The sequence below is a fragment of the Paenibacillus sp. Marseille-Q9583 genome, assembly GCF_976954365.1.
Genome location: NZ_CDRJTB010000076.1, coordinates 1 through 24,632, shown reverse-complemented (window position 1 = coordinate 24,632; position 24,632 = coordinate 1). Strand labels below are relative to the sequence as shown.

At 44.9% G+C, this 24,632-nt stretch carries 18 protein-coding genes and 1 pseudogene; 14 read left to right on the top strand and 5 right to left on the bottom strand.

All coding sequences use genetic code 11. From position 1 onward, the window contains the following. The first annotated feature begins 16 nt into the window (after positions 1-16). From ACWNM1_RS25795 to ACWNM1_RS25755, 9 genes are all read left to right on the top strand, one after another. Entirely contained in the window at positions 17-541 is a 525-nt protein-coding gene (locus ACWNM1_RS25795; protein WP_449603178.1) for a hypothetical protein, read from the top strand. A 198-nt stretch (positions 542-739) separates the two neighbouring features. After that, positions 740-1,438, top strand: a complete 699-nt coding sequence (locus tag ACWNM1_RS25790; protein WP_076283011.1) for a Crp/Fnr family transcriptional regulator — start codon at positions 740-742, stop codon at positions 1,436-1,438. Between the two features lie 164 nt (positions 1,439-1,602). After that, positions 1,603-2,430, top strand: a complete 828-nt coding sequence (locus ACWNM1_RS25785; protein WP_449603177.1) for an MCP four helix bundle domain-containing protein — start codon at positions 1,603-1,605, stop codon at positions 2,428-2,430. Between the two features lie 410 nt (positions 2,431-2,840). Then, positions 2,841-6,713: a discoidin domain-containing protein gene (locus ACWNM1_RS25780; RefSeq protein WP_449603176.1), complete on the top strand. Its 3,873-nt coding sequence runs from the start codon at positions 2,841-2,843 to the stop codon at positions 6,711-6,713. A 154-nt stretch (positions 6,714-6,867) separates the two neighbouring features. After that, positions 6,868-7,788, top strand: coding sequence for a cysteine synthase A (cysK, locus tag ACWNM1_RS25775; RefSeq protein ID WP_449603175.1), 921 nt, complete (start codon positions 6,868-6,870; stop codon positions 7,786-7,788). Between the two features lie 20 nt (positions 7,789-7,808). Further along, entirely contained in the window at positions 7,809-8,768 is a 960-nt protein-coding gene (locus ACWNM1_RS25770; protein ID WP_449603174.1) for a hypothetical protein, read from the top strand. A gap of 257 nt (positions 8,769-9,025) precedes the next feature. Then, positions 9,026-9,832, top strand: a complete 807-nt coding sequence (locus tag ACWNM1_RS25765; protein WP_449603173.1) for a sensor histidine kinase — start codon at positions 9,026-9,028, stop codon at positions 9,830-9,832. Then, positions 9,829-10,494, top strand: a complete 666-nt coding sequence (locus tag ACWNM1_RS25760; protein ID WP_449603172.1) for a response regulator — start codon at positions 9,829-9,831, stop codon at positions 10,492-10,494. The genes ACWNM1_RS25765 and ACWNM1_RS25760 overlap by 4 nt, the downstream gene beginning before the upstream one ends. A 50-nt stretch (positions 10,495-10,544) precedes the next feature. Further along, a complete protein-coding gene (locus tag ACWNM1_RS25755) occupies positions 10,545-11,192 on the top strand; it encodes a DUF1775 domain-containing protein (protein ID WP_449603171.1) in 648 nt (215 codons plus the stop codon). 215 nt (positions 11,193-11,407) lie between these two features. On the opposite strand, the gene ACWNM1_RS25750 is transcribed toward ACWNM1_RS25755, so the two are convergent. The 3 genes from ACWNM1_RS25750 to ACWNM1_RS25740 are packed head-to-tail and all read right to left on the bottom strand — an operon-like array spanning position 11,408 to position 14,675. Next, positions 11,408-13,201, bottom strand: a complete 1,794-nt coding sequence (locus tag ACWNM1_RS25750; protein ID WP_449603170.1) for a CotH kinase family protein — start codon at positions 13,199-13,201, stop codon at positions 11,408-11,410. A gap of 29 nt (positions 13,202-13,230) precedes the next feature. Then, on the bottom strand, positions 13,231-13,938 hold the full coding sequence (locus ACWNM1_RS25745) for a DUF4956 domain-containing protein (protein WP_449603188.1): 708 nt from the start codon (positions 13,936-13,938) through the stop codon (positions 13,231-13,233). A 23-nt stretch (positions 13,939-13,961) separates the two neighbouring features. Next, positions 13,962-14,675 (bottom strand): polyphosphate polymerase domain-containing protein, encoded by a 714-nt coding sequence (locus ACWNM1_RS25740; protein ID WP_449603169.1) that lies wholly within the window; start codon positions 14,673-14,675, stop codon positions 13,962-13,964. A 219-nt stretch (positions 14,676-14,894) separates the two neighbouring features. Between ACWNM1_RS25740 and ACWNM1_RS25735 the strand changes: the two genes are divergently transcribed. The 3 genes and pseudogenes from ACWNM1_RS25735 to ACWNM1_RS25725 all read left to right on the top strand — a co-directional run bounded on the left by ACWNM1_RS25735 (position 14,895) and on the right by ACWNM1_RS25725 (position 20,196). Next, positions 14,895-16,136 carry a purple acid phosphatase family protein gene (locus ACWNM1_RS25735; protein WP_449603168.1) on the top strand — a complete coding sequence of 414 codons (1,242 nt, stop codon included), beginning with the start codon at positions 14,895-14,897 and terminating at the stop codon, positions 16,134-16,136. 439 nt (positions 16,137-16,575) lie between these two features. Next, positions 16,576-19,695: pseudogene (locus ACWNM1_RS25730) on the top strand (X2-like carbohydrate binding domain-containing protein); the annotation flags it as partial. 63 nt (positions 19,696-19,758) lie between these two features. Next, entirely contained in the window at positions 19,759-20,196 is a 438-nt protein-coding gene (locus tag ACWNM1_RS25725; protein ID WP_449603187.1) for a cellulose binding domain-containing protein, read from the top strand. Between the two features lie 197 nt (positions 20,197-20,393). On the opposite strand, the gene ACWNM1_RS25720 is transcribed toward ACWNM1_RS25725, so the two are convergent. Further along, the gene (locus tag ACWNM1_RS25720) at positions 20,394-21,134 is read right to left on the bottom strand and encodes an SDR family NAD(P)-dependent oxidoreductase (RefSeq protein ID WP_449603167.1); all 741 of its coding nucleotides are present in this window, start codon (positions 21,132-21,134) and stop codon (positions 20,394-20,396) included. Between the two features lie 131 nt (positions 21,135-21,265). On the opposite strand from ACWNM1_RS25720, the gene ACWNM1_RS25715 reads away from it, so the two are divergent. Together ACWNM1_RS25715 and ACWNM1_RS25710 are read left to right on the top strand one after the other, a co-directional pair. Continuing rightward, positions 21,266-22,159, top strand: a complete 894-nt coding sequence (locus ACWNM1_RS25715; RefSeq protein WP_449603166.1) for a LysR family transcriptional regulator — start codon at positions 21,266-21,268, stop codon at positions 22,157-22,159. A 390-nt stretch (positions 22,160-22,549) separates the two neighbouring features. Next, positions 22,550-23,254: an SAM-dependent methyltransferase gene (locus ACWNM1_RS25710; protein WP_449603165.1), complete on the top strand. Its 705-nt coding sequence runs from the start codon at positions 22,550-22,552 to the stop codon at positions 23,252-23,254. A 93-nt stretch (positions 23,255-23,347) separates the two neighbouring features. Here ACWNM1_RS25710 and ACWNM1_RS25705 read toward each other — a convergent pair whose 3' ends face one another. Further along, positions 23,348-24,562 carry an MFS transporter gene (locus ACWNM1_RS25705; RefSeq protein WP_449603186.1) on the bottom strand — a complete coding sequence of 405 codons (1,215 nt, stop codon included), beginning with the start codon at positions 24,560-24,562 and terminating at the stop codon, positions 23,348-23,350. Positions 24,563-24,632 lie beyond the last annotated feature (70 nt).

Here is a 24,632-nt window from a genome sequence, read left to right as displayed (position 1 = left end):
AGAAGGTGTGAGGAAAGTGAGAAAAAAGCCATTTAGTAACGGCTGGTTATTTATCATCATTTTTATTACGGTAGGTTTAAGTTATGGGATCTATCATATTTATTTATACAATGCCCCAAGACAAAGTCATTACTCTCGTGTATCCAGCAGCAATTTAGAGCAGGAACGTCTGGGAGACATCCAGCTGCTTCAGAGTCTCGAATCGCTCATCCAGGCACCTAAACCACGTGACGATATTGAACGGTATCAATATTATCATTTGGACAACGAAACAACAGTAGCCACAGCGCGTGGTGACGATAAAATCATTCTAATTAGCGTCTATTCAGATCTGAAGATGAGTACTGCCAGAGGTATTCACGTGGGGTCTTCTACAGATGATGTGATTGAAGCTTATGGCTCTTCTTATTATAAAAGAGGGGAACAAGGGGCTGATATTATCGGGTATGTGGATAAAATCAATCATCGGAATTTAGAATTTTGGTTACAAGATCAGAAAGTGAATATGATCCGATATAGTGTGGACTCTGTTGTGATGTAAGATGTTTTGGGATATCCTTACAAGCCTAAACGCCTTCGGCTTCCTTATAAGGTCGGTAAGTGGTTAAGCGAGAAATATAAGAAATATTGTATTGTGTGAAACTTATACTTTCTTATATTATTAAAAAGGACATATGTCCTTTTTTTGTGGGGTATTCTAAATTACACTTATTTGAGCAAACAATAGAGGGGGCACCACATGCAAACGATAAATGACCGTGAAGCTGTCCGTGCCTTGGCAGTGAAGAACGGTCTGGACGGAATTTTTAGCCCGCTAGTCACGTATAAAATGGAATTGAGACGTTATACGGATGAAGAGAAGCTGTGTTTGGTTGGCGATCAGTTGGATGGGATGTTCATATTGGTTGAGGGCAAGCTCAAAATTCAGACATTGCTGCCGAACGGCAAATCTATGCTGGTGCGGTTTACAAATCCGATATCAGTGATTGGGGATGTGGAGCTGCTTCATCGCTTTCCTGTTAAGAATCAAGTGGAGTCTGTGGGTGAGAGCTTGATTCTTTTTGCCGGGAGAAGATTACTGCTGAGAGAGCTTGAGGAAAATACAGCTTTGTTACGTTTTCTCGTAGGGGAACTTAGTCACAAATTGCATACGCTCGGCCAAGCCTCCGCACTTAACCTGTTGTATCCTGTCGAGAATCGATTTGCCAGCTATTTGATGTCTTTATTCGCCGATAAAAACGGTGACCGACGTGTGGAGGAAATTCGGACCTCAAGCCTTATAGAGACAGCAGAGTTGCTAGGTACAAGTTATCGGCATCTTAACCGGATCGTGCGTCGGTTCATTGATGAAGGAATTATTACACGAAATCGTGGACGCCTAAGCGTACTGGACGAAGGGAAGCTCGCGGAGCTGGCGAACGGAAATTTATACGAATAAAAAGATCTCTAAAGACCATTAGTTCCAGCCTTTGGCCGGACGTAGAGGTCTTTTTGTTTTTTTTAGCGAACATTCAGTTCAAATTCAGAGTGGCTTAAGGGAACGATAGTAGGATAAAAGTACCAATTAGAAACCTACTATACATATAGAGATGAGGAACAACGATGTTCAGAAATATCCGTGGGAAAATTGTATTGGGATTTACTGCTGTGATTGTAGTTTTTCTAGTGGCTATAGCAGGAAACACATGGTTTCAGGGAAAGGCTACGATGCTGACGGATCAGGTCAATCGCAACTGGAACAAACTGTCGCTTGTTCAGGGATTAACGGATAAAATTCGTACGGCAGATGAGCTCGGGGCTCGTTATGTGATGAGCAACACAGAGGCTGAGCGGAAATCATATCTGTCTAAGTATGAAGAGACGCTCCCCTTGATTGAGAATGCCATCACGGAGCTGGAGAGTGTTAGATTAAGTGAAGAAGAACTAAAGGGTGTAACGGAGCTGAAGGGGAAATGGAATGATTATTTGATCGTTTTGAAGGAAGCCTTCGCCTTAGCCAAGGACGGAAACTTCCCGGAAGCGCAGAAGATGTTTACCAATTTATCTTTAGATGCAATGATTGAATCTCAGATTGTATTCCAGAGCATGCTCATGGAGGAAATACAGAACGGGCAGAGTCAAGCAGAAGCCCATCGTAATAACGCTATGATTACTAGCTTTGGTGTGACCGGATTATCGGTTGTTCTTGCCCTAATTCTTGCACTATTAATATCTGGACGAATTATTAAACCGCTTCGTGATGTGAACACACAGCTGAAGGAGATTGCAGATGGAGATGCCGATCTTACTCGCAAGCTAAACGTCCGGTCAAAAGATGAGATTGGTGAACTGGCGTTTAAACGACTGCAGCGAGTACACAACATGTGTCGGCAGCCTCACAAGAGCAAAGGGCTTCGGTGGCACAAATTGCTTCCTCTGCAAGTGAATTAAACTTAATGGCTCATGGACTACAGGGGTTGGTAGCTAGATTTAATGTATAAGGCGAGCTTCAGAGAGTTGAGGGGTAATCCCAGTGCTCTCTGGAGCTTTCTTTTTTTATTTGGTTGAACGTAATATCCCACATACTAAGCATAGAAATCGCCATCGACGTCCACCTGCCTATAACTTATATTATTACCATTATTAGTTAGTTTGTGGTCAACCTCTGGGTATAGATCAAAGACTTATTGAAGTGAGAGTCAAGGATACGGGAGGACAGGCAGCTAATAATAAACGATTGTTAAGTCTCGTTGAAAAATATCAGGTCCATTTTAGGAGGCGAATGTCTATAACAACACTATTTTGAAAGCGTATTCTTATTAGCTGCATAGCTTCACAAAACTTTGGGAGGTGGTTCTCTAATGATAGCAGCTTCTAAAAAAATTACGGGTAAGTCGGCAGTAATGTACTTTTTGATTGTAATATTGTTTGTAGGTCAATTAGCGTTGTACCCCTCGGTGAGTTTAGCTGCGGGGAATTTAGCCCAAGGTAAAAGCATTACTTCAAGCTCATTTGGCGATGTTTATGTAGCAACTAATGCCAATGACAGCAATCAAGGAACGTATTGGGAGAGTGTAAGTAACGCATTCCCGCAATGGATTAAAGTGGACTTAGGCGACGTAAGCAGTGTCAATCAGGTTGTTCTAAAACTGCCGACGAACTGGGAAACAAGAACCCAAACGTTGTCGGTGGAGGGAAGCTCTGATGATTCTACTTACACTAACTTAGCAGCCTCTGCCAATTACACCTTTAATCCAGCAAGCGGATCTAATACTGTGACCATTAATTTTACAGCTGCGAGTGCTAGATATGTTAAATTGAACTTCACGGCAAATACTGGATGGCCAGCAGCACAGTTATCGGAATTTGAGATTTATGGCAGCACAACAACACTCCCAACAACAGGATATGAAGCGGAAAATGCTGCTTTATCCGGTGGAGCGAAAGTCAATACAGATCATACTGGTTATACCGGAACCGGATTTGTAGATGGCTATTTGACACAAGGAGCAACGACTGCGTTTAGTGTTAATGTTGCCTCTGCTGGAAACTATGATGCCGCATTAAAATATGCAAATGCTTCAGGCAGCACAAAAACAATAAGTATTTATGTAAATGGGACGAAATTAAAGCAATCTTCTCTTTTAAATCTGGCCAACTGGAATACATGGTCCACAAAGGTTGAAACGCTAGCCTTGAATGCTGGTGCTAATACGATTACTTATAAATATGATGCAGGTGATACTGGAAACGTGAATCTGGACAACCTGATCCTTACTCCATCTTCAGCACCGACAGCAACACCAACACCATCACCAACGGCAACGCCAACCCCAACGGCCACACCGACACCAACGCCAACACCGATAGTAACCCCAACACCAACGGCAACGCCGACACCAACACCAACACCGACAGTAACCCCAACACCTGGGACGGGTTCAAATTTGGCTTTGAACAAAAGTATAACTGCGTCGTCCTCAGTCTTTACCTTTGTGCAGACGAATGCGAATGACGGTGATGTAACTACTTATTGGGAGGGGGCAGGGGGAAGTTATCCGAACACATTAACTGTTAATTTGGGCAGCAATGCTGATGTTACATCGGTTGTTCTCAAGCTGAATCCTGCATCGGCGTGGTCCACACGTACTCAGACCATTCAAGTGCTTGGGCATAATCAGAACACAACGGCTTTTACGAGTCTTGTACCAGCGACCGTGTATACCTTTAATCCGGCAACCGGTAATACAGTGACGATTCCGGTCACGGCTACAGCTAGTGAATTGCAGCTAAAGATCACTACCAACTCTGGTTCAAGTGCTGGACAAATTGCTGAATTTCAGGTGATTGGTACACCATCTGCGAATCCGGATTTGACGGTGACTGCTCTTACATGGACTCCAACCTCTCCAATTGAGACGGATGCCATTACACTTAATGCAACAGTTAAGAATATAGGATCTCTAGCATCTGCTGCAACTAATGTGAATTTTTATTTGGGCACTACCCTTGTGGGTACTAGTCCAGTAGGTGCTCTAGCTGCTGGCGCATCAACGAGCGTATCTCTTAACCTGGGCGCAAAAGATGCAGCAACCTACTCATTAAGTGCAAAGGTCGATGAGAATAATACAGTGATTGAATCAAATGAGGGGAATAATAGTTTTACTAGTCCGGCTTCCCTCATTATTGCTCCAGTGTCCAGTTCTGATCTGGTTGCTTCCTCCGTCAGTTGGACACCTGGCAATCCAGCAGGCGGCAACACTGTAAGCTTCTCAGTGGCCATTAAGAATCAAGGTACAGCAGCTTCCGTGAGTGGTGCGCATAACATAACTCTGACGGTTTTAGATGCTACTACGAATGCGGTGGTTAAGACTCTAACGAGTTCCTATAACGGCGTGATCGCAAGTGGGGTAACCACAGCGCCTGTAGCTCTTGGTAATTGGACTGCAGGAAATGGCAAATATACTGTGAAGAGTGAAATAGCAGTAGATGCTAATGAGCTGCCTGTAAAACGGGCTAATAATATTCAGACGCAGTCACTGTTCATCGGTCGAGGTGCGAACATGCCTTACGACATGTATGAGGCTGAGGATGGAGTTATTGGCGGTGGGGCCGTGAAGCTTTCAGCCAACCGGACCATCGGCGATCCTGCAGGTGAGGCTTCAGGCAGAAGAGCAGTCACTCTGAACACCACAGGTAGCTATGTTGAATTCACGACAAAAGCCAGCACGAACACTCTGGTTACTCGTTTCTCGATTCCAGATTCAGCGAGTGGTGACGGTACAAATGCTACGCTTAACATCTATGTTAATGGTGTTTTTAGCAAAGCTATTAACTTAACCTCTAAATATGCATGGTTGTACGGTTCTGAGACAAGTCCTGGAAATTCGCCAAGCGCAGGTTCTCCGCGGCATATTTATGATGAAGCTAACATTATGTTTGATAGTACCATTCCGGCAGGAAGTACGATCCGATTACAAAAGGATACCGCTAACACTTCTCAATACGCCATCGACTTCATCAGTCTTGAGCAGGTTTCACCGATTGCTAATCCAGATCCGGCTAAATACACTGTTCCTGCAGGCTTTACGCATCAGGATGTTCAAAATGCGCTTGATAAAGTGCGGATGGACACCACAGGAAATCTCGTAGGTGTATATTTGCCACCAGGAAACTATCAGACCTCTAACAAGTTTCAGGTCTACGGCAAGGCAGTGAAGGTTATCGGTGCGGGTCCTTGGTATACAAGGTTCATTGCTCCAACTAACCAAGAGAATACTGATGTCGGATTCCGAGCCAGTGATACTGCAAATGGATCTACCTTTGCGAATTTCGCTTATTTCGGAAACTATACTTCTCGTATCGACGGTCCTGGTAAAGTATTTGATTTCTCCAATGTGGCGAACATTACGATCGACAACATCTGGACTGAACATCAGGTATGTATGTACTGGGGAGCCAATACCGATAACATGGTGATTAAAAACTCTCGTATCCGTAACACCTTCGCTGACGGCATCAATATGACAAATGGAAGCACGAATAACCTCGTGTCTAATATTGAAGCACGGGCAACAGGTGATGATAGCTTTGCATTGTTCTCGGCGATTGATTCCGGTGGTGCAGATATGAAGGATAACATTTATGAGAACCTCACTTCAATCTTGACTTGGCGTGCTGCTGGTGTAGCTGTCTATGGTGGATACGCAAATACCTTCCGTAATATTTATATTGCGGATACACTTTGCTACTCCGGGATTACAATCAGCTCTTTAGACTTTGGATATCCCATGAATGGCTTCGGAGCTTCACCGACTACGAATTTTGAGAATATTTCTATTGTTCGTGCAGGTGGGCATTTCTGGGGCGCGCAGACTTTCCCGGCGATCTGGGTATTCTCGGCCTCCAAGGTCTTCCAAGGTATCCGAGTCAATGATGTGGATATCATTGATCCGACCTATCATGGCATCATGTTCCAGACCAACTATGTAGGCTCCACTCCACAATTCCCAGTTACAGATACCATCTTTAATAATGTTACAATTACCGGTGCGCAGAAGAGCGGCGATGCTTTTGATAGCAAATCTGGAGTGGGTATCTGGGTGAATGAAGCTGCTGAGGCTGGTCAAGGTCCAGCCAGAGGATCAGCAACCTTCAACAATCTGAAGATTACGAACACGGTAACAAATATTAAGAATAATACATCTACTTTTACCATTAACGTAAATCCGTAAATTGTAGATCAGTAGTCAGTTATAATGAAGCCGCCTACCCATAAATTTGGGAGGCGGCTTTTTAACTTAGGGAGCTTGCAAGCTCCAGAATCGACAGGAGGTGCCACTCAAGTTACAATGAATGGTATGTAAAGTAATGAAGGAGGCGCTATATATGACACCACTAGTTGTTAACAATATAACTGAGCTGATTGGGAATACACCGGTTGTGCGACTAAATCGGTTGACCACCCCCCAAGATGCAGAACTATATGTGAAGCTGGAACGCTTCAATCCCAGTGGCAGTGTAAAGGATAGAGCAGCTTATAATCTGATCCTGCAAGCAGAACTAGCCGGGCTGCTGAAGCCCGGAGGGACCATTATAGAGCCGACAAGTGGAAATACAGGCATTGGATTGGCTATGAATGCCGCTGCAAAAGGCTATAAAGCGATTCTTGTCATGCCTGACAATATGACGAAGGAACGAATCAATATTCTAAAGGCTTATGGCGCTGAAGTTGTGCTGACTCCTGCAGCGGAGCGGATGCCGGGAGCCATTGCAAAAGCAATTGCGCTAGGGAAAGAAGTGGAAAACAGCTTTATTCCACAGCAATTTGAGAACAAAGCGAACCCTGACATTCACCGCACTACGACAGCTCTTGAAATTATGGAGCAAATGGAAGGGAAGCTGGACGTGTTCGTTGCTTCTTCGGGAACAGGTGGTACGATAACTGGAACTGGGGAAGTGTTGCGTGAGCAGCTTCCAGATATTCGTATTCTAGTTGTTGAGCCGCAGGGCTCACCAGTGTTATCTGGTGGAAAGCCTGGACCGCATAAGCTGGTTGGAACCAGTCCGGGCTTTATACCCGCCATTCTGAATACAATGGTCTACGATGAAATTGTTCAAGTTTCGGATGAAGATGCACTGAATACCGTGAGAATGCTGGCAGCACAGGAAGGGATTCTGCTTGGCCCATCAGGTGGAGCCGCAGTATGGACAGCATTGCAGGAAGCGCGGCGGCTCGGGGCCGGCAAGCGAGTGCTATGTATTGCACCTGATGCGGGGGAACGTTACCTGAGCATGGGAATATTCTAACTTCGTTTGGAGGAAAAAGAGTGAATAAGCTTATGGTAAGTTTCTTTATTGTTCTTATGATGGTGGGTTGTTCCAACAACAACTCTTTGACCAGTGATGGCGATCATGTTGAGTCTACACCGGAAAAAAGTGCGGAAACTGCACTGCCTTCACCAACGCTTCCTCCAAGCGCAGAGCCATTACCAACTCCAAGCAAGCAGAAGACTGAAGCATATCTAGATACTGAGAAGCTGAAGACGAATTTTGGCTTTGCGGATGCAGAGGGGCGGAATATTCTAGTCACCGGGCATGAAAAAGGGCTGGATCAGGAGATGGCACAATTAAATGAGGCTATTGGTGATCAGGGGAATGTGTTAAAGATTAAATTTAATAAATGGCAGGATGGAACAGAGAACAGTAATGGCCGGGAGATGGCACATAATTTTGTGAATCTGGCGGGTTATCTTTTTACGGTGGAAGAAGCAAGTGCGACCCCGGATGAAACCTACTATTTGACGGATCAAACAGACTTTAAGGTTGATGCGCTTTTGTCTATTGAATCCTTAGAGGGTCAAGAAGCTTTATCTACTGTGGGGGAAAGTGTCCGACAGCGTATTGTAGATACGAAAAAACGTGAAATTCAGAAAATATGGAAGCTGGCAGACCTATCTACAGATCGACAGCTGTATCTCGTTCAATTCGTAAGGCTGGATCAGGATATGTTATTTAGTCTCGTTTGGAAAGAAAAAGATGAGTTTACCTTCATGGACTATCCAGCGGTGATTCAAGGAGATGAATATTCGGTCTGGCGGGTGGATGATGGCGGAGAGGTTATGCCTGAAATGTTCTCCATCCTTTTTGCTGCTGAAACCTCAGAGGGCCCACTACTGGGGCTGAATTGGTGGGGCTCAGAGGGAGTAAATACGTTTTTTCTGAAAAAAGACGGAGATTCGTTTAAAGAAATGGATATCCAATATGGACGTTATACTTCACCACTTTAGGTAGGATTTCGCAGTAAAAGTAGAAATGATTGGGTGCATCGTGAGATGTATCTTTTTTTTGCTACAATATAAGAAAGCTTGCTTATGATATTATAAATGTCGGCAATCTCCTTTTAAAATACTTAAATTTGTAACATTAATGGGTCTATATAGCCCGATCGAGTCATGTAGCTTAGATGAGACGGTGATATTGTTAAGCATAAGATGTGCAGGAGGGGACGGCAACGTATAAACAAATAAAGTATATGATCCTGTTATTGCCAACGCTAATGGTGGGGATCTGGGAGATTGTGCGTCACCAGTTTCTAATGCCTTATATTTCTATGGATTTGGGGAACTATTTGACGCCAGTCCTGGTGTTTTTAGTCAGTCTTGTGTTGCTCGTCCCTTTGTTCTCTCTTATGGAGCGGAATCAGCGGGAGCTGGAGCAGGAACGTGCGCTTAAAGATGCAATGAAGGCTCGGGAAGGACTTGCCAAAGAACTGCATGATGGAATGGCGCAATCTTTATTTCTCTTATCTGTCAAAATCGACCGGCTAGAAGCAAGCCGCAAGAATGGTGAGGTCAGTGAGGAAAATGTGGATCAGATCAAAAAGACGGTCCACGAGGTGAACCGTTATGTGCGGCAGGCCATTGCCAATCTGAAGATTCCGGTTTCAGAGCAGAGTTCTTTTTCATTGGAACAGTCGGTAAAAGATCAGCTAGCCCAGATGGCGAACGAGATTATGATCGAAGCCTCTCTTGAATGGAGCCTGCAAGATGATGCGCTCTCCCCTTCGGAAAAATCTGAATTGTTATCCTGTATTCGCGAAGCGATCATTAATGTTCGTAAGCATACACGAGCTGGGCTGGTTTCAATTACTGGCGCTGGCGATGAGAAGAACTGGAGGGTAGTTGTTACAGACAATGGAGAAGGATTTCGGCATGATCCATTTGAAGTGAGTGGCAGCTACGGACTTCAGATCATGAAGGAACGTGTCGAGGGGATGGGCTGGAAGCTTAGGCTGACTTCTGGTGACACAGGCACCCAGGTTGAAATTACGAAAGGGGAAGTCAGTCCATGATCCGATACCGGGTTTTAGTTGTAGATGACCATGCGCATGCACGTGAGGCGATGTGCGAGATTTTGTCCATGGATGATAGTTTTGAGGTCATTGGAGTAGTGGAGAGTGGTGCTGAAGCGATCGCTTTCACAGCCCAGTGGATGCCTGATCTCATCCTAATCGATATTCAGATGCCAGAAATGGACGGGCTGGAGACGACTCGCCGGATCAAGCAGGAATATCCTTATGTCAAAATCGTTATCGTTACCGTATCGGACGAAATTTCCCACCTCCTCGAAGCGCTAAAGCAAGGAGCACAGGGGTATTTGCTAAAGAATCTGGCACCTTCCACCTGGGTTCAATATTTGCAGGCCATTGTTAATGAAGAAGCACCGCTTAGTCGGGAGCTGGCTTTTCAAATCTTGAAGGAGTTCACTGTACCCTCTGTAACGGATGAAGGGGAGTCGTTGACGGCTAGAGAGAAAGAAATTTTAAGCTGTGTATCTTCTGGATCAAAAAACAAGGAGATTGCAGTGAGCTTGGGGATTTCGGAGCATACCGTAAAAAACCATTTGAAGAACATCCTCCAAAAGCTGCAACTCCAAAACCGAACGCAGCTGACGCGTTATGCCTTGGAGCAAGGGCTTGCTTCGCGTAAACGAGATTTTTCGAAAGATGTATAGCAGGAAGTTAAGAACGAAGATATATAATTATTGATGAGAAGAGGCTAACTATGAACAGATTATCTCGCAAAATAATGACGTTATTAGCACCAGCTGCAGCAACACTGTTATTGTTCGCAGCAGTGGCTAGCGCGCACGTAACCGTGGCACCAGCACAATCTAGCACGGGGGCATGGGAGACTTATACATTAAAGGTTCCTTCGGAAAAAGACCTGGCAACTGTACAAGTTGATCTACGAGTTCCAGCAGGTGCCGAGTTTAAACAATATGAGGCTACACCCGGATGGGATGTTACCATTGAGGGGAATAAGATTAGCTGGATAGCTAATGGTGAGGGCATTCAGAAGGGGCAATTCCAACGCTTCTACTTTACGGCCAAGAACCCTGATGCCGCTGGCGACATTGCATGGGATGCTTATCAACACTACGCCGATGGAAGCTTGGTGCAATGGTCCGGTGAGGCTGGAACTGAGAATCCGCATTCGATTACTACAATTGTACAAGTTTCCGGTGGGGATGAACATTCTCACGGTTCCAATGTCAAGAGCGATTCCATGAGCATGGAAGAGCATAATGCTATTATGAAAGATGAGGAAAAATCAAACAGTGTCAATCCAATGGTCTACATCGCAGTCGGGATATCTTTACTTGCCTTTTTAATAGCGGCTATAAGTATATTGCGCGGGCGGAAAGAGTAAGCGGAGATCGTAGGATTCCATGATCTGAGTTGGATACTTTGATAAGAAAAAAGTTTGAATTTAAAACTGTGAACAGTCTCGAGTGAAGTTTGAGACTGTTCACGGTTTTTTTGTGGAGATTTGGCAATATGATCTTTAGGATATGAAAGAAGCCCAAGCCGATAAACGACGGGAGCTTCTTTTATGTTTTTTTGTTGTGAATTACTTTTACTTGTCTACAGCCGTTTCCGCTTATAGAAGGTCACAAAGACTGCAGTCAGCAGTAAGAGAAGTATCGCGACCCCAGTAGTGGTGGCTTCACTCGTGCTGCCTTTTTGCTGCACAGCGCCAGCACCGCCGCCAAAGTTACCACCCATACCACCGGGCATACCGCCACCCATGCCACCGCCGCCAGGTCCGCCGGTGAATCCACCTTGAGCGGCTTGCCCATCGGTGTTGGTTTGACCACCTTGCCCGCCAGCTGCTGCTTGCGTGTTACTGCCAGGACCCGCGCCGGCATCAGGGATAACCGGTCCGCCCATGGCACCGGGCTCACCGCCTGCGCCGCCCTGAGGAGCCTGCCCATCCGTGGCAGCTTGCCCGCTTTCGGCGTTCGGTGCAGCACCACCCGCGCTCTGATCCGCTCCCGCGCCAGTCTGCCTGTTACCCGCGCCGTTCGCGCCTTGTCCAGCACCAGAAGCACCAGCACCAGCGCCATTCCTAGCGCCACCACCCATACCGCTTCCCGATCCGTCACCGGAGGAAGGGATGGTTCCATCGAGCTGTTGCTGGATATTTTTAGCCATGTTCGACATGAAGGTCTTAACAGACTTAATCCCTTCTTCATATTGCTCGAAGGTGTAGAAAGCAGAAGGATCTGCTTTGACATAGCTGGAAATCATCATGTCCAGCTGATCCATTCTAGTTTGGAACGTATCATCTGCTAGATAGCCATTAAGCATTTCGCTGACGATCTCGTGATATTTCGCTTTGTATTCGTCGTTAGCAAGTAGCTTCGCAATCAGAGGACGTTCAGCCAGCTCGCCTTGTGTAGGCTCGTCAATCAGTACGTCTGCGCTGCCCATGCCGCCAAAAGCCATATTATAATCCCACGGCAGGATCGAGAAGATGCCTTCGTCTTCATATAAGTAATAATTTTGTTTATTACCACCTAAATAACTGTCCATATTTGCCGTGACCGCATTTAGAGCGATATACTTCAGCGATTCCTCTACGTCGATGTATTTTTCATAATCGGTGCCGTTATTAAGCTCATTCAGCATATCGATCAGAATATCATCGTTAGATTTATCCGACTTCATTACTAATCCGGTATAGAGGGAAGGGTCGTCACCAAGCCAAGTTAAGTCACTGCCCTGACCAGTCATTTCCCCTTTATAAAGTGCGCCGTAAGAGTTCCCGAAATTGCGTTCCAAATATGCGTCGCCGATCTGTTCCACCGCGAGATAGAAGCCCTTCAGTTCATCGTTGACGTATACATTAACAAAGGAATATTTCGGCGTCGGGAGTCCGACACTCTCAGCGAGCTCATAGGTCAGAAATTCACGCATATAAGAAGCATCGCTGTAATTGTTATTCAGGTTGATCTTAGTGATGCCGAATAAGTTCTGGTTCACATATTCATCAAAAGAAATTTTAAAGCTGTACCGATCAGAGTCTGTCATCTGTACTACACTTCTGAGACTAAGATTTCCTTTGGTCCGCACGGCAACGTTATCGAATTTAACGCCGTTGTACTCAACCGATGCGGTTTTATATTCTTCCGCGCTGGCATTATCCAGCATATCCTGAAAATCATCCGGGTCCAAAGTAATTTTGACATCGACGACCTTATCTTTTGGAAAGACCTGCTCGTCTAGATTTTTCTCGTCGCTCGAGACTACCTTATCCTTAGAATCTGTTGCAGTTTCGTTTGTTGCCGATGGACTTGCGTTCTGGCACCCAGCTACAGCGATGACCAGCAGCAGGCAACAAAGACTCAGCAGGATAGATTTACCTCTTGCTTTCATCTGGGGCACCGCCTTTCATCTTATTGTGTTTAGGATACATAGTCGCCGCTATAGCTAATCAGAAGTGCATTTTTTACACCTTTAAGGTCGGAAACTGTGTTGACAAAGCCACCTACTTTATCATCCAGACGAAGCTCCAGTGTTAATTCGATATTGCTTGCAGACACTGTTTTTTGCTTCACGTTGTAGCGTTTCACGGATTTGGTGATATGGTTGTGGACTTCACGTTCACTCTCATCGCTATCACAGTTAATGACCAGCAAATATGGTGTTTCGATAGAAGAATGCTTGATGAAGAGGAACAGAATTAGACCAATGATGATTGAACCAACAATTGCCAAAGTGAAGAAGCCAGCGCCAGTAACAATCCCTGCAACTGCTGCCCAGAATAAGAAGATCAGATCTGTTGGATCTTTGATCGGCGTTCTGAAACGAACGATGGACAATGCGCCGACCATACCGAGGGAAAGCACAAGGTTAGAGTTTATGGCAATAATAACAGTGGCTGTAATCATGGTCATGCCCATTAGGGAAACGTTAAAGCTTTTAGAATATAACACTCCGCTAAATACACGTTTGTAGAGCAGATAAATAAAGTAGCCAATTAAAAAAGCCACACCTAACGTGATGAGCATTTTCGAGATGCTTATATCGGAGACAAAGTTGTCAATCACCGAGTTTTTAATGATATCTGAAAAAGTATTTGTGGTTGTATCTGTTGTTGCGGTTGCTGCCATTGTTGCTAGTGATGCATTCATAATCAATAATCCTCCCAAGTGTTGGTTTTTATAAATTTGCGGCAGATCACATATTTTGAAGCGGACTGTCTGTTCAGCCCCTCTAACTGCAGTGCAATTTTAATGTATTCCGGAATGTACTCATCGAATTTCACTTCAAAAATAATGAAGTTCTCATCAATCGCCCGAATCGGATGCAAATCCTTATCAAAAATATCCGTCGAATGCAGACCGGTACGTAATTCTTTATCGAACGTGATCCGCACGTTGCCGTTGTGGCAAACGTAGGGCTCGCGAACATAATCCACGATGACCTTCGGCCGAAGAAGGTTATGGCGCATCTGATTGTATAATTCCATGAACAGTGGACTGCCCGGGACATTCAGGACCTCATAGTTACCTGCCATGATCTCGTCGTACATTTGACGGGTCAGCGGCTCTTTAATTTTGGCGATATAATCGTCCATTTTGATTTTTTTCTCAAAGTGAATGATGTTGTCTTGAATGTTGTAGATACGAATACGATATTTGGCGCGTTCTCTGAGACCTCCGAGTTTGTCGGCAAGCGCCGAGTTGTTGATGTCGTCAAAATACAAACTGCGGATATGATATTCACCACTCTCATTGGCATGCTGGTCTGTATCAATCAAACTCTGTAAACGCTGGCGCAATACAAGGTATTGATGATAGTTAATGAAGAATTTTAGCTCATGCCGGAATTGAAGCTTGTTACTCATTTTCCCACCTCGTTTCTATCTCTATCTCTGTCGTTGGCTAACCTTCTTGCACAACTAATTCTAGGAGACAGACCTTATGCTTAACTTAAAATAGACTGAATGTTAGCTGAATGTTTTACACTGCGTTAACAAAAGTATAGATCTATAGATTTGACTTCTGACTTTCTGGAAGGCTATCTTAGTTAGAAGAGTAGAGAGAAAAATGAAGGAGGAGCCGTGATGAAAGACTATAAATTCGCCATCATCCTAGGGATTGTAGTAATTGTTCTGATCTTGGTGGCTGTTGGGATGGAGTGGTCCAAATCCGGGAGCTCCAAGAAATCATCAGTCCCGTATGATCTTGTTACCACCTTTAAGGGAGATGTGGGAACGAGTCGTGCGTTTACTTGGTATACTAGCGATTCCAATGCCGTAGGAGTTCTGGAGTTAGTAAAGGGACAGATGTTCTCTTTTGTAGAATCGGATGTACTAAGGGTAGAAGCAAATAGTAGCGCCATAAAAACGGACCATGGTCCCAGTGGTGTTCACAAAGCGGAGGTTACAGGACTTGAACCTGGGACGTTATATTCTTACAGAGTGGGCAGTGGGCTTGAGGGAGGATGGAGTTCAGTTGCGGAATTTACCACGGAAGAGGTTGGACTAGATAGTGTTACGTTTATCAACGTCGCGGATTCTCAAGGAGAGAGGGCGGATGATTTTAAACTGTGGGGGAAGACATTGAGCAAGGCCTTTCAGACCTTTCCAGAGGCCAAGTTTATTGTGCATAATGGTGACCTAACGGAGGACCCGGAGGATTCGGCGGGCTGGGATCAATTTTTTGGTAACGTGCAAGACTTGCTTTCGGGGATACCCTTAATGCCTGTTACGGGAAATCATGATCAGGTTGATGACGATGCGACGGACTTTACTTCTCATTTCAACCTGCCAGATAACGGGGCAAAAGGTTCTATTGCGGGCACCTCGTATTCCTTCGATTACGGTCCTGTACATGTGTCTGTATTGAATACGGAGAGCAATTTGAAAAAACAAGCGGAGTGGCTGAAGCAAGATTTGAAGAGCACGAATAAGGAATGGAAGATTGTTGCGATGCACCGTCCGGCATACGGGGGCAATTCATATAAGAAGGTTGAAGATTGGACGGATATTTTTGATGCATATGAGGTCGATCTGGTGCTGCAGGGTCATAATCATGAGTACTCCAGATCCTACCCTTTGCGGGCTGGAAAAATCGTTCCTGAAGGTGAGAATCCGGTAGGTGCTAAAAAAGGTACGGTATATGTGGTGACCAATGCTTCCGGAGGGAAATTTAACGAGAAAAAAGAGGATCAGTTCTATCATGCGGTGCATTTTCAAAACTACAAGCAAATGTTCGCAGGGATTAGTGTTACCAAGGATAGTTTGACTTATCAGGCTTATGATGTGGATGGTAAGATGCTGGATGAATTTGTGCTTACGCATTAACCAGTAGTAGCTTTCTTCACCGTTAGGGTGGAGAGGGCTTTTTTGGGATTCTTCTGGATTTTTGATTTGACACTCCTCTTAGGGGAGGCATTAAGCTACTATCATTTTCCTTCTATTTCTCGCTTAACCGCTTATCGTCCTTATAGGGGCGCCAGAGGCATTTAGCTTGTGAAATGTAATCTAAGGTGTGAAAATGGTACGATTTTTAGAGACAAACTTCATGAAAATACAACCATTTTCTCTCGATAATGAAAAACATTACCATTATAATGAAAGCGTTATCAGAAAAATTTAAATTAGTCGAGTTTAAGGGGGGGAGGGAAAAAGCAGGGATACAGAGTAGGAGGAAAACAAAAGCAAACCAATAAAATTGTAGGAGGCGTAAAACGTGATTCGTAATCGTATCCGAAAAACTGGATTGTTAATCCTGCTTGGCGCGATGATAGGCTCTTTATTCTCTGCATTCCCAGCTACTACTCATGCGGCCGCAAGTGAACCTTACAATTGGAAGAGTGTTGTAACGGGAGCAGGCGGTGGTTTTGTACCCGGAATTATTTTTAATCAGTCCGAACCCAATTTAATTTATGCCAGAACAGATATTGGTGGTGCGTATCGATGGAATCAGGCTACCTCTAGTTGGACTTCGATTAGTGACTCCGTAGGCTGGGTCGATTGGAATAAGAATGGTGTAGATGCCCTTGCTACAGATCCTATTGATCCGAACAAAGTCTATATGGCAACAGGTACTTATACTAACTCCTGGGATAATAACGGTCAGATCATGCGCTCTAGTGACCGGGGAAATACCTGGCAAACCACTCCGCTGCCTTTTAAGGTAGGTGGCAATATGCCGGGCCGCTCTGCGGGTGAACGCCTCGTCATTGACCCGAATAAGAATAATATTTTATTCTTCGGAGCCAGAAGTGGCAATGGGCTCTGGAAAAGTACGGACTCCGGTGTTACTTGGTCGAAGGTAACCTCCTTTACGAATGTAGGAACATATATTCAGAATCCGACACTGGATTATGGAAATGATCTCGTTGGCTTATCCTGGATTACGTTTGATAAAAGCACAGGAACGCTTGGCAATGCGACTCAAACGATATATGTAGGGGTTGCTGACACAGCAAGCAGCGTTTATCGCAGTACAGATGGAGGCGTGACTTGGACAGCTCTGGCAGGACAACCTACAGGCTACTTGCCACATCATGGCGTGCTTTCATCTACAGGCGATCTGTATATTACTTATAGCAATGGTGTAGGTCCTTATGACGGAAGTAAAGGTGAGGTTTGGAAATACAATAAAACAAGCGGTGCTTGGACGAATATCAGTCCTTCAACCGGAACGGATAATTGGTATGGCTTCGGTGGTTTAGCTGTGGATGCTCAGAATCCTAACACAGTTATGGTATCCAGTTTAAACGCTTGGTGGCCTGATGAAGTGATTTTCCGCAGTACTAACGGTGGTGCAACATGGAGCCGAATTTGGGACTGGGGCAATTATCCAGAACGAACTTATAAGTTCAGTATGGATATCACAGCAGCACCTTGGCTCGATCATGGAACGACTTCGACCTCGCTTGATCCTTCACCGAAGCTCGGCTGGATGATGGGCGATCTGGAGATTGACCCTTTCAACTCTAACCGGATGATGTATGGTACGGGGGCTACCATTTATGGCTCGAACAATTTGACCTCATGGGATACCGGAGGCAAGGTGAATATCTCGGTTATGGCCAAGGGTGTGGAGGAAACGGCTGTGCTCGGATTGATAAGCCCGCCAACGGGAACCTCCCATTTGATCACTGCACTTGGTGACGTTTCTGGTTTCCGTCATGAGGATTTGTCGGTGGCTCCAACTAAATTCCAGACCAGTCCTTCATGGGCAACAACAATGAGTATCGATTATGCAGAGTTGAGTCCATCTTATATGGTACGGGTTGGCAGCGCAGATAAAGAGAAGACACCAAGTATGAAATCCATTGGTATCTCTAACGATGGTGGAGTGAACTGGTACATGCCAAATTCTGAACCGTCAAATGGCACCAAAACAACAGTGGGGCATGGACAAGTAGCTGTGTCTGCAAGTGGGAACTCTATTTTGTGGAGTACCTCGGATATTGGTGTGTACTACTCCAAAACAACAGGTAACTCATGGACAGCAAGCGCCGGATTACCTGCAGGAGCAAAAGTAGCATCTGACCGAGTGAATGCTAACAAATTTTATGGATTTTTTGCTGGGGTCTTCTATGTTAGTGTGGATGGCGGAGCTACATTTACTGCCACTTCAGCTTCAGGTTTCCCAACCAATAATGTAGCTGGATTACAGCCGAATGAAGCTCAGATCAGCATGAAGGCAGTACCAGGTATTGAAGGTGACATCTGGTTTGCAGGAGGAAATACGACTGAGAATAAGTATGGTTTGTGGCACTCCACGAACTCTGGTGCGAGCTTCACCAAGTTAACCAACGTACAAGAAGCTGATCTCATTGGTTATGGAAAGGCTGCGCCGGGTCAAACTTACATGGCACTGTATACGGTAGCGAAGATTGATGGCGTGCGGGGTGTCTTCCGTTCCGATGATGTTGGCGCAACTTGGGTTCGTATTAATGACGATGCCCACCAATACGCCAAGATTAATATGGCGATTACTGGTGACCCAAGAATTTACGGACGTGTATATCTCGGAACGAATGGCCGGGGCACATTGTATGCTGATCCTGTCAATCTACCAGCTACAGGCTCAACCATTACTCCAACAACCGCAAGCTTTGATAAGAAAACAGCGAATCAGGCCGACGTTGGAGTAACTATGACGTTGAATGGAAATACGCTGAGTACAATCAAGAACGGAACGGCAACATTGGTTGCAGGGACAGATTACACGGTTAGCGGATCAACCGTCACCCTTAAGAAGGCGTATCTAGCGACGCAAGCGGTAGGAACGACCACGCTGACATTCAGCTTTAGCGCAGGAGCGACGCAATCCTTAGCGGTTGCGGTGACGGATACGACAACACCAGTATCCAATTCAACGATTACTCCAACAACTGCAAGCTTTGATAAGAAAACAGCGAATCAGGCCGACGTTGCAGTAACCATGACGTTGAACGGAAACACGCTCAGTACGATCAAGAACGGAACGGCGACATTGGTTAGTGGTACAGATTACACGGTCAGTGGATCTACTGTGATCATTAAAAAGGCGTATCTAGCGACGCAAGCGGTAGGAACGACCACGCTGACATTCAGCTTTAGCGCAGGAGCGACGCAATCCTTAGCGGTTGCGGTGACTGATACGACAACACCAGTATCCAACTCCACGATAACCCCAACAACCACAAGCTTTGATAAGAAAACAGCAAATCAAGCAGATGTAGCAGTAACGCTGACACTGAATGGAAATACGCTTAGCACGATCAAAAACGGAACAGCCACACTCGTAGCAAACACAGATTATACAGTGAGTGGTTCTACAGTAACGATCAAGAAAGAGTATCTGGCAACCCAAACGGTGGGAAGCACTACGCTGAACTTTGAGTTTAGTGCAGGAACCACACAATCCTTGGTTGTTACGATTGCGGATACGACAGTAGCTCAACCTGCAGCATTGAAAGTACAGATGTATAACGGAACATTGTCTGCTTCCGGAAATACGTTGAATCCAAAGTTTAAGCTGGTGAACACGAGCACAAGTGCAGTTACACTCTCCGATGTGAAATTGAGATACTATTACACTATTGATGGTGAGAAGGCACAAAGCTTCTTCTGCGACTGGTCACAGGTTGGAAGCGCGAATGTAACAGGAACATTTGTAAAATTGCCAACAGCTAAAGCAAACGCGGATTATTATCTAGAGGTTGGTTTCTCAAGTGCAGCAGGTTCACTTGCGGCGGGTGAGAGTATCGACATTCAGGTGCGGGTGGCTAAAGAGGACTGGACGAATTACACTCAAACTGGAGACTATTCCTTTAATGCGGTAGATACCAACTATGTGGACTGGAGTAAAGCACCAGCATACGTGTCAGGTAATTTGATTTGGGGTAGTGAACCTAACTAAAGACATCACCAATATTTATGCAATAGAGGCTGTCCTAGAAGTAGAGAATTCTACTTTTGGGGCAGCTTCTATTTTTATAAAATAGACCAAACGATGATCGGGGGGTTCTTTATTTTCCAGCAAATCAGCTAAATTATAGGGAGGTTTTCCATAATTATTATATCGGCGCTTCATTTGATATGCCATTTGTTTGGTTGTTACAACGTTTGTCCACTATCTACCGTAATGATCTGTCCGGTCATTGCTTCCTGTTCGAGTGTTGCGCAGACGAATTGAGCGATATCCTCAGTGGATGATATACGCTGGAGCAGCAGATTAGGTGCTAATTTATGCATCTGTTCTTCTCGACCAGACCACCATCTAGTAGCAACAGCTCCCGGTGCGACACAGTTCACTCTAATAGTTGGAGCTAGTGCATGGGCTAGAGATTTCGTGAGGCCATGAACAGCAGCTTTGGAGACCGCATAAGGAAGGGAAGAGCCTAAGCCAGTTTGTCCGGCGATGCTGCCGAGATTGACGATGGTGCCTGAACCGCTTAGGTTCATATATGGTGCAACTGCTCTGGCGCAGAAAAACATTCCTTTCACATTTACATCATAGAGTTCATCCCAGACTTCCTCCGTTGCTTTTTCCAGATCCCCCAGCGCAATATGTTTAGTAATACTGGCGTTATTCACCAGCAGATCTACCGTCCCAAAATGCTGAATAATCGAATGGACCATACTTCGCACTTCCTGATCCGTAGAAACATCGGCTTGTACTGCTATCGCTTGCCCACCTTGATTTATAATCGTATTCACGGTTTCATAAGCTTCTGGCTCGGATCTAGAATAGTTCACTGCAACAAGGGCTCCGCGTCGGGCTAATTCCAGACTTACAGCTTTGCCAATTCCAGTACCTCCACCAGTTATTAAGGCTACTTTATTGTTAAGATCCATCCTTATTCACTCCTTTGGTTGGCGTATGGTGTTGATATAGAGTATTCTATAGTGATTATTGGATTTCGTATAATTGAATTAATTGAAGCTTTGGTTCAATTTATTTGAATTAAGTAGTGGAGGGCTCAGGAATGGATCTAAAAACAATAAAAACCTTTCAAACCATTGTGATTTCAGGAAGTTTTAACCGTGCAGCTGAGGAATTGAATTATGCCCAATCCACGGTCACGATGCAAATGCAGAGGCTTGAATCCGACTTAGGGTGTCAACTGCTTGAGCGGGGAAAACAAATCTGCTTAACAGAATCTGGTAGATTGTTTTATGAAGAGAGCTTACATATTGTTAAGGATATGGAGCGGTTACAGAGCCGTTTGGCCGATTTGAAGATAGGCGAGGCTGGCAACGTCCGCATAGGTGTAACGGATCCGACGGCGAGCTATCGTTTGCCGCAGCTGTTAAGTAGCTTTATGACGCAGTTTCCGAAAGTGAAAGTCTCCGTGGAGATCGCGGGAACCGCTGCACTCAGTGAACTGCTTTTGCGAGGCGAAATTGACATGGCTGTATGTTCAGTGCCAGAGCTGGGTAAGGAGCTTTATTTTGAACCCTTATTTACGGAGGAATTTGTGTTACTTATGCCAGAAGAGCATCCGCTAGCTTCCAAGGAGAATATCACGCCAGAGGATTTACAGGATCATCGGTTACTTATTACGGCAGCAAACTGTCCTTATCGCAAAAAATTAGAAAGTGTGCTACAGGAATCAGGTGGAGCACCGTTCGATACTATGGAGATTGGAAGCATGTCGGCTCTAAAATACTTTGTGGAAAGTGGCTTAGGCGTCGCTCTTGTCCCTGAGATAGTCTTGACTCCGGCCCCTTCAGGAACGGTAGTGCGAAAACTGGAGGGAAAGGTTATCGATATGACCTGCGGTATCCTATGTAAACTTTCGGATTATCCCTTGAGGCTGGCGAGCTCCAGATTGTATCATTTTTTAAAGCAGGAGCTATCCGCGACAAGGATATTTTGAATTTTAAACGAATTGTATGTATTAGGAAAAAAAGAGAGGGCGGTGCTTGATGTTTTTAAGGAGAAAATTCAGTTTCTGGTTTTCGATTATTAGTATCATCATCTGTCTGGGTGATTATTTGGGGATTGAGATCGCAAACATCATTCTTGTACGACTTAATCCAATTATAGATACGCTGATCTTCATGAAGCCCTTTGCAAACTGGATGGTTGATGTTAATAATACGGAATGGGCTGCAAGCAGTATATTAATCAGCGTCAAATTTCCCACGTATGTAATTCATTTTGGGACGTTCCTAATTTTAGGACTTCTTATAGATTATCTTATACATATATTTAAACAGAAGTGAAAAGCGAGCCTATTAGCCGAGATGAGGAAAGGTGAGATGAGATGAGCGGAGCAGAGGGAAAGCTTGAGTTGGAGAGGATTGTTTTTATAGGAAGGACCTTTGAGGAGTATTTGCAGATGTTCAAATTGAAAGAAGCGGATCTTGTAGGCAGGCGGATTTTGGATTGTCCTGCGGGTGCCTGCTCTTTTACAGCGATATCGAATCAGTTAGGGAGTGACGTGACTGCTGCGGATATCGCTTATTATTACTCTGCGGATGAGCTTGAAGATAAAGGTGTTCAAGATATTGAGCATGCTATGTCTGAACTGGAAAAGGTACAAGGTAACTTTGTGTGGGACTACTTTGAGTCTATAGCGGATCTTACACAAGCGAGGAATAGGGCTTTGAACGATAACATCAATGATCGGAGACAAACCCCGGAGCGATATGTTCCCGTGGTTTTACCTGATCTGCCGTTTAACGATGAGGCTTTTGATCTGACTTTGTCTGCGCATTTCCTATTTATGTATAGTGATCGGCTGGACTATCATTTTCATCTAAGGACTGTTAATGAACTTATGCGGGTGACTAGAGGAGAGCTTCGTATTTTCCCTTTAGTTGATCTGTCTTGCAAAAGATATGAGCATCTAGATCGCCTTATAGATGAGATCGTTCAACAAGGTTTCGCTGTGGAGGAGATGGAGGTTCCTTATGAATTTCAAAAAGGGGCAAATCAGATGCTGAGCATTAGAAGAATGAAGCCATAAGATGTTGTTTGTAAAATGAAACACGAGGGTGTCCCTAAGCTGTTTTCAGCGCTTTGGAGACATCCTCGTTTTTAAATATAATCCTATAAAAAATTACGCCACTTTCTCTTTACGTTCTGCTATATAACAAGCAATCCCCAGTACCAGACCGAGTCCTACCAAAACGGCACCGACCCATGGCAGCGAAGTAATCGCAAGATGAGAAATGACCCATCCGCCGATGAAGGCACCTGTTGCGTTTCCGAGATTACCTGCGGAATGACTGGTTGTAGAAGCGAGGGCAGGAGCGGCCTGAGCCAGACTCATGATCCGTATTTGTAGTCCTGGCATGACCGCAAAGGATACCAAACCCCAGAAGAATATTGTGATGACCGCAGCTACTGGACTATGCATGGTGAAGGAAAAGATCGTAAGAATGACACTAACCGCGAAATAAAGTCCCACGATAGAAGGCATCAGCTTCCAATCTGCAAGCTTCCCACCAACGATATTCCCGATGGTTACACCACAGCCGAAGAGAACTAGAATCCATGTCACACTATGCTCGGCAAAGCCGGTAACTTCCATTAGCAGTGGCGCTATATAAGTGAACACTGTGAACAAGCTGGCGTTACCAAGCGCACCGATCAGTAAGAATAGAAGCAGTTTAGGATTAGCTAGTGCAGAGATTTGCTGGATTACACTAGCAGGTTTGTCTTGTTTAATCTTTGGAATGAAAATAAGAATGCCGATTAGTGCAGCGACTCCCATGACTGCTATCGCAGCAAATGAGGCGCGCCAGCCCATGTTTTGCCCAATAAATGTTCCTAGAGGAACACCGACGATATTAGCGATCGTTAGACCAGCCATCATAATGGATACGGCTCCGGCCCGCTTATTGGGCTTGACCAGATTAGAAGCGATTACTGCACCAACGCCAAAGAAAGTCCCGTGTGTTAAAGCTGTGATGATACGAGCAACCATAAGAACGGCATAGTTTGGAGCAAATACAGAGATTCCGTTGCCTAGAATAAATAATACCATGAGCAGGCATAACAGTTTCTTTTGCGGAATTCGTTGTGTAAGGATGGTTAGAATTGGAGCACCGACGGCTACCCCAAGGGCATACATCGTGATCAGCTGGCCTGCTGTTGAAATACTAACCTGTAAATCCTTGGCGACATTTGGTAAAATACCCATGATGACAAATTCAGTCATTCCAATGGCAAAAGCGCCTACTGTAAGCGAAAGAATAGAGATGGGGAAAGGTTCTTTGCGTGTTTTTTCCACACGGGCGGGTTCCTTGTTGAGGTTTGGAATTGCGTTCATGGTGCCGATGTTCAACCTTTCTTCTGTCTGTAATGAAGCTCCACCCTTATTAAGATGATAGATCCGACAT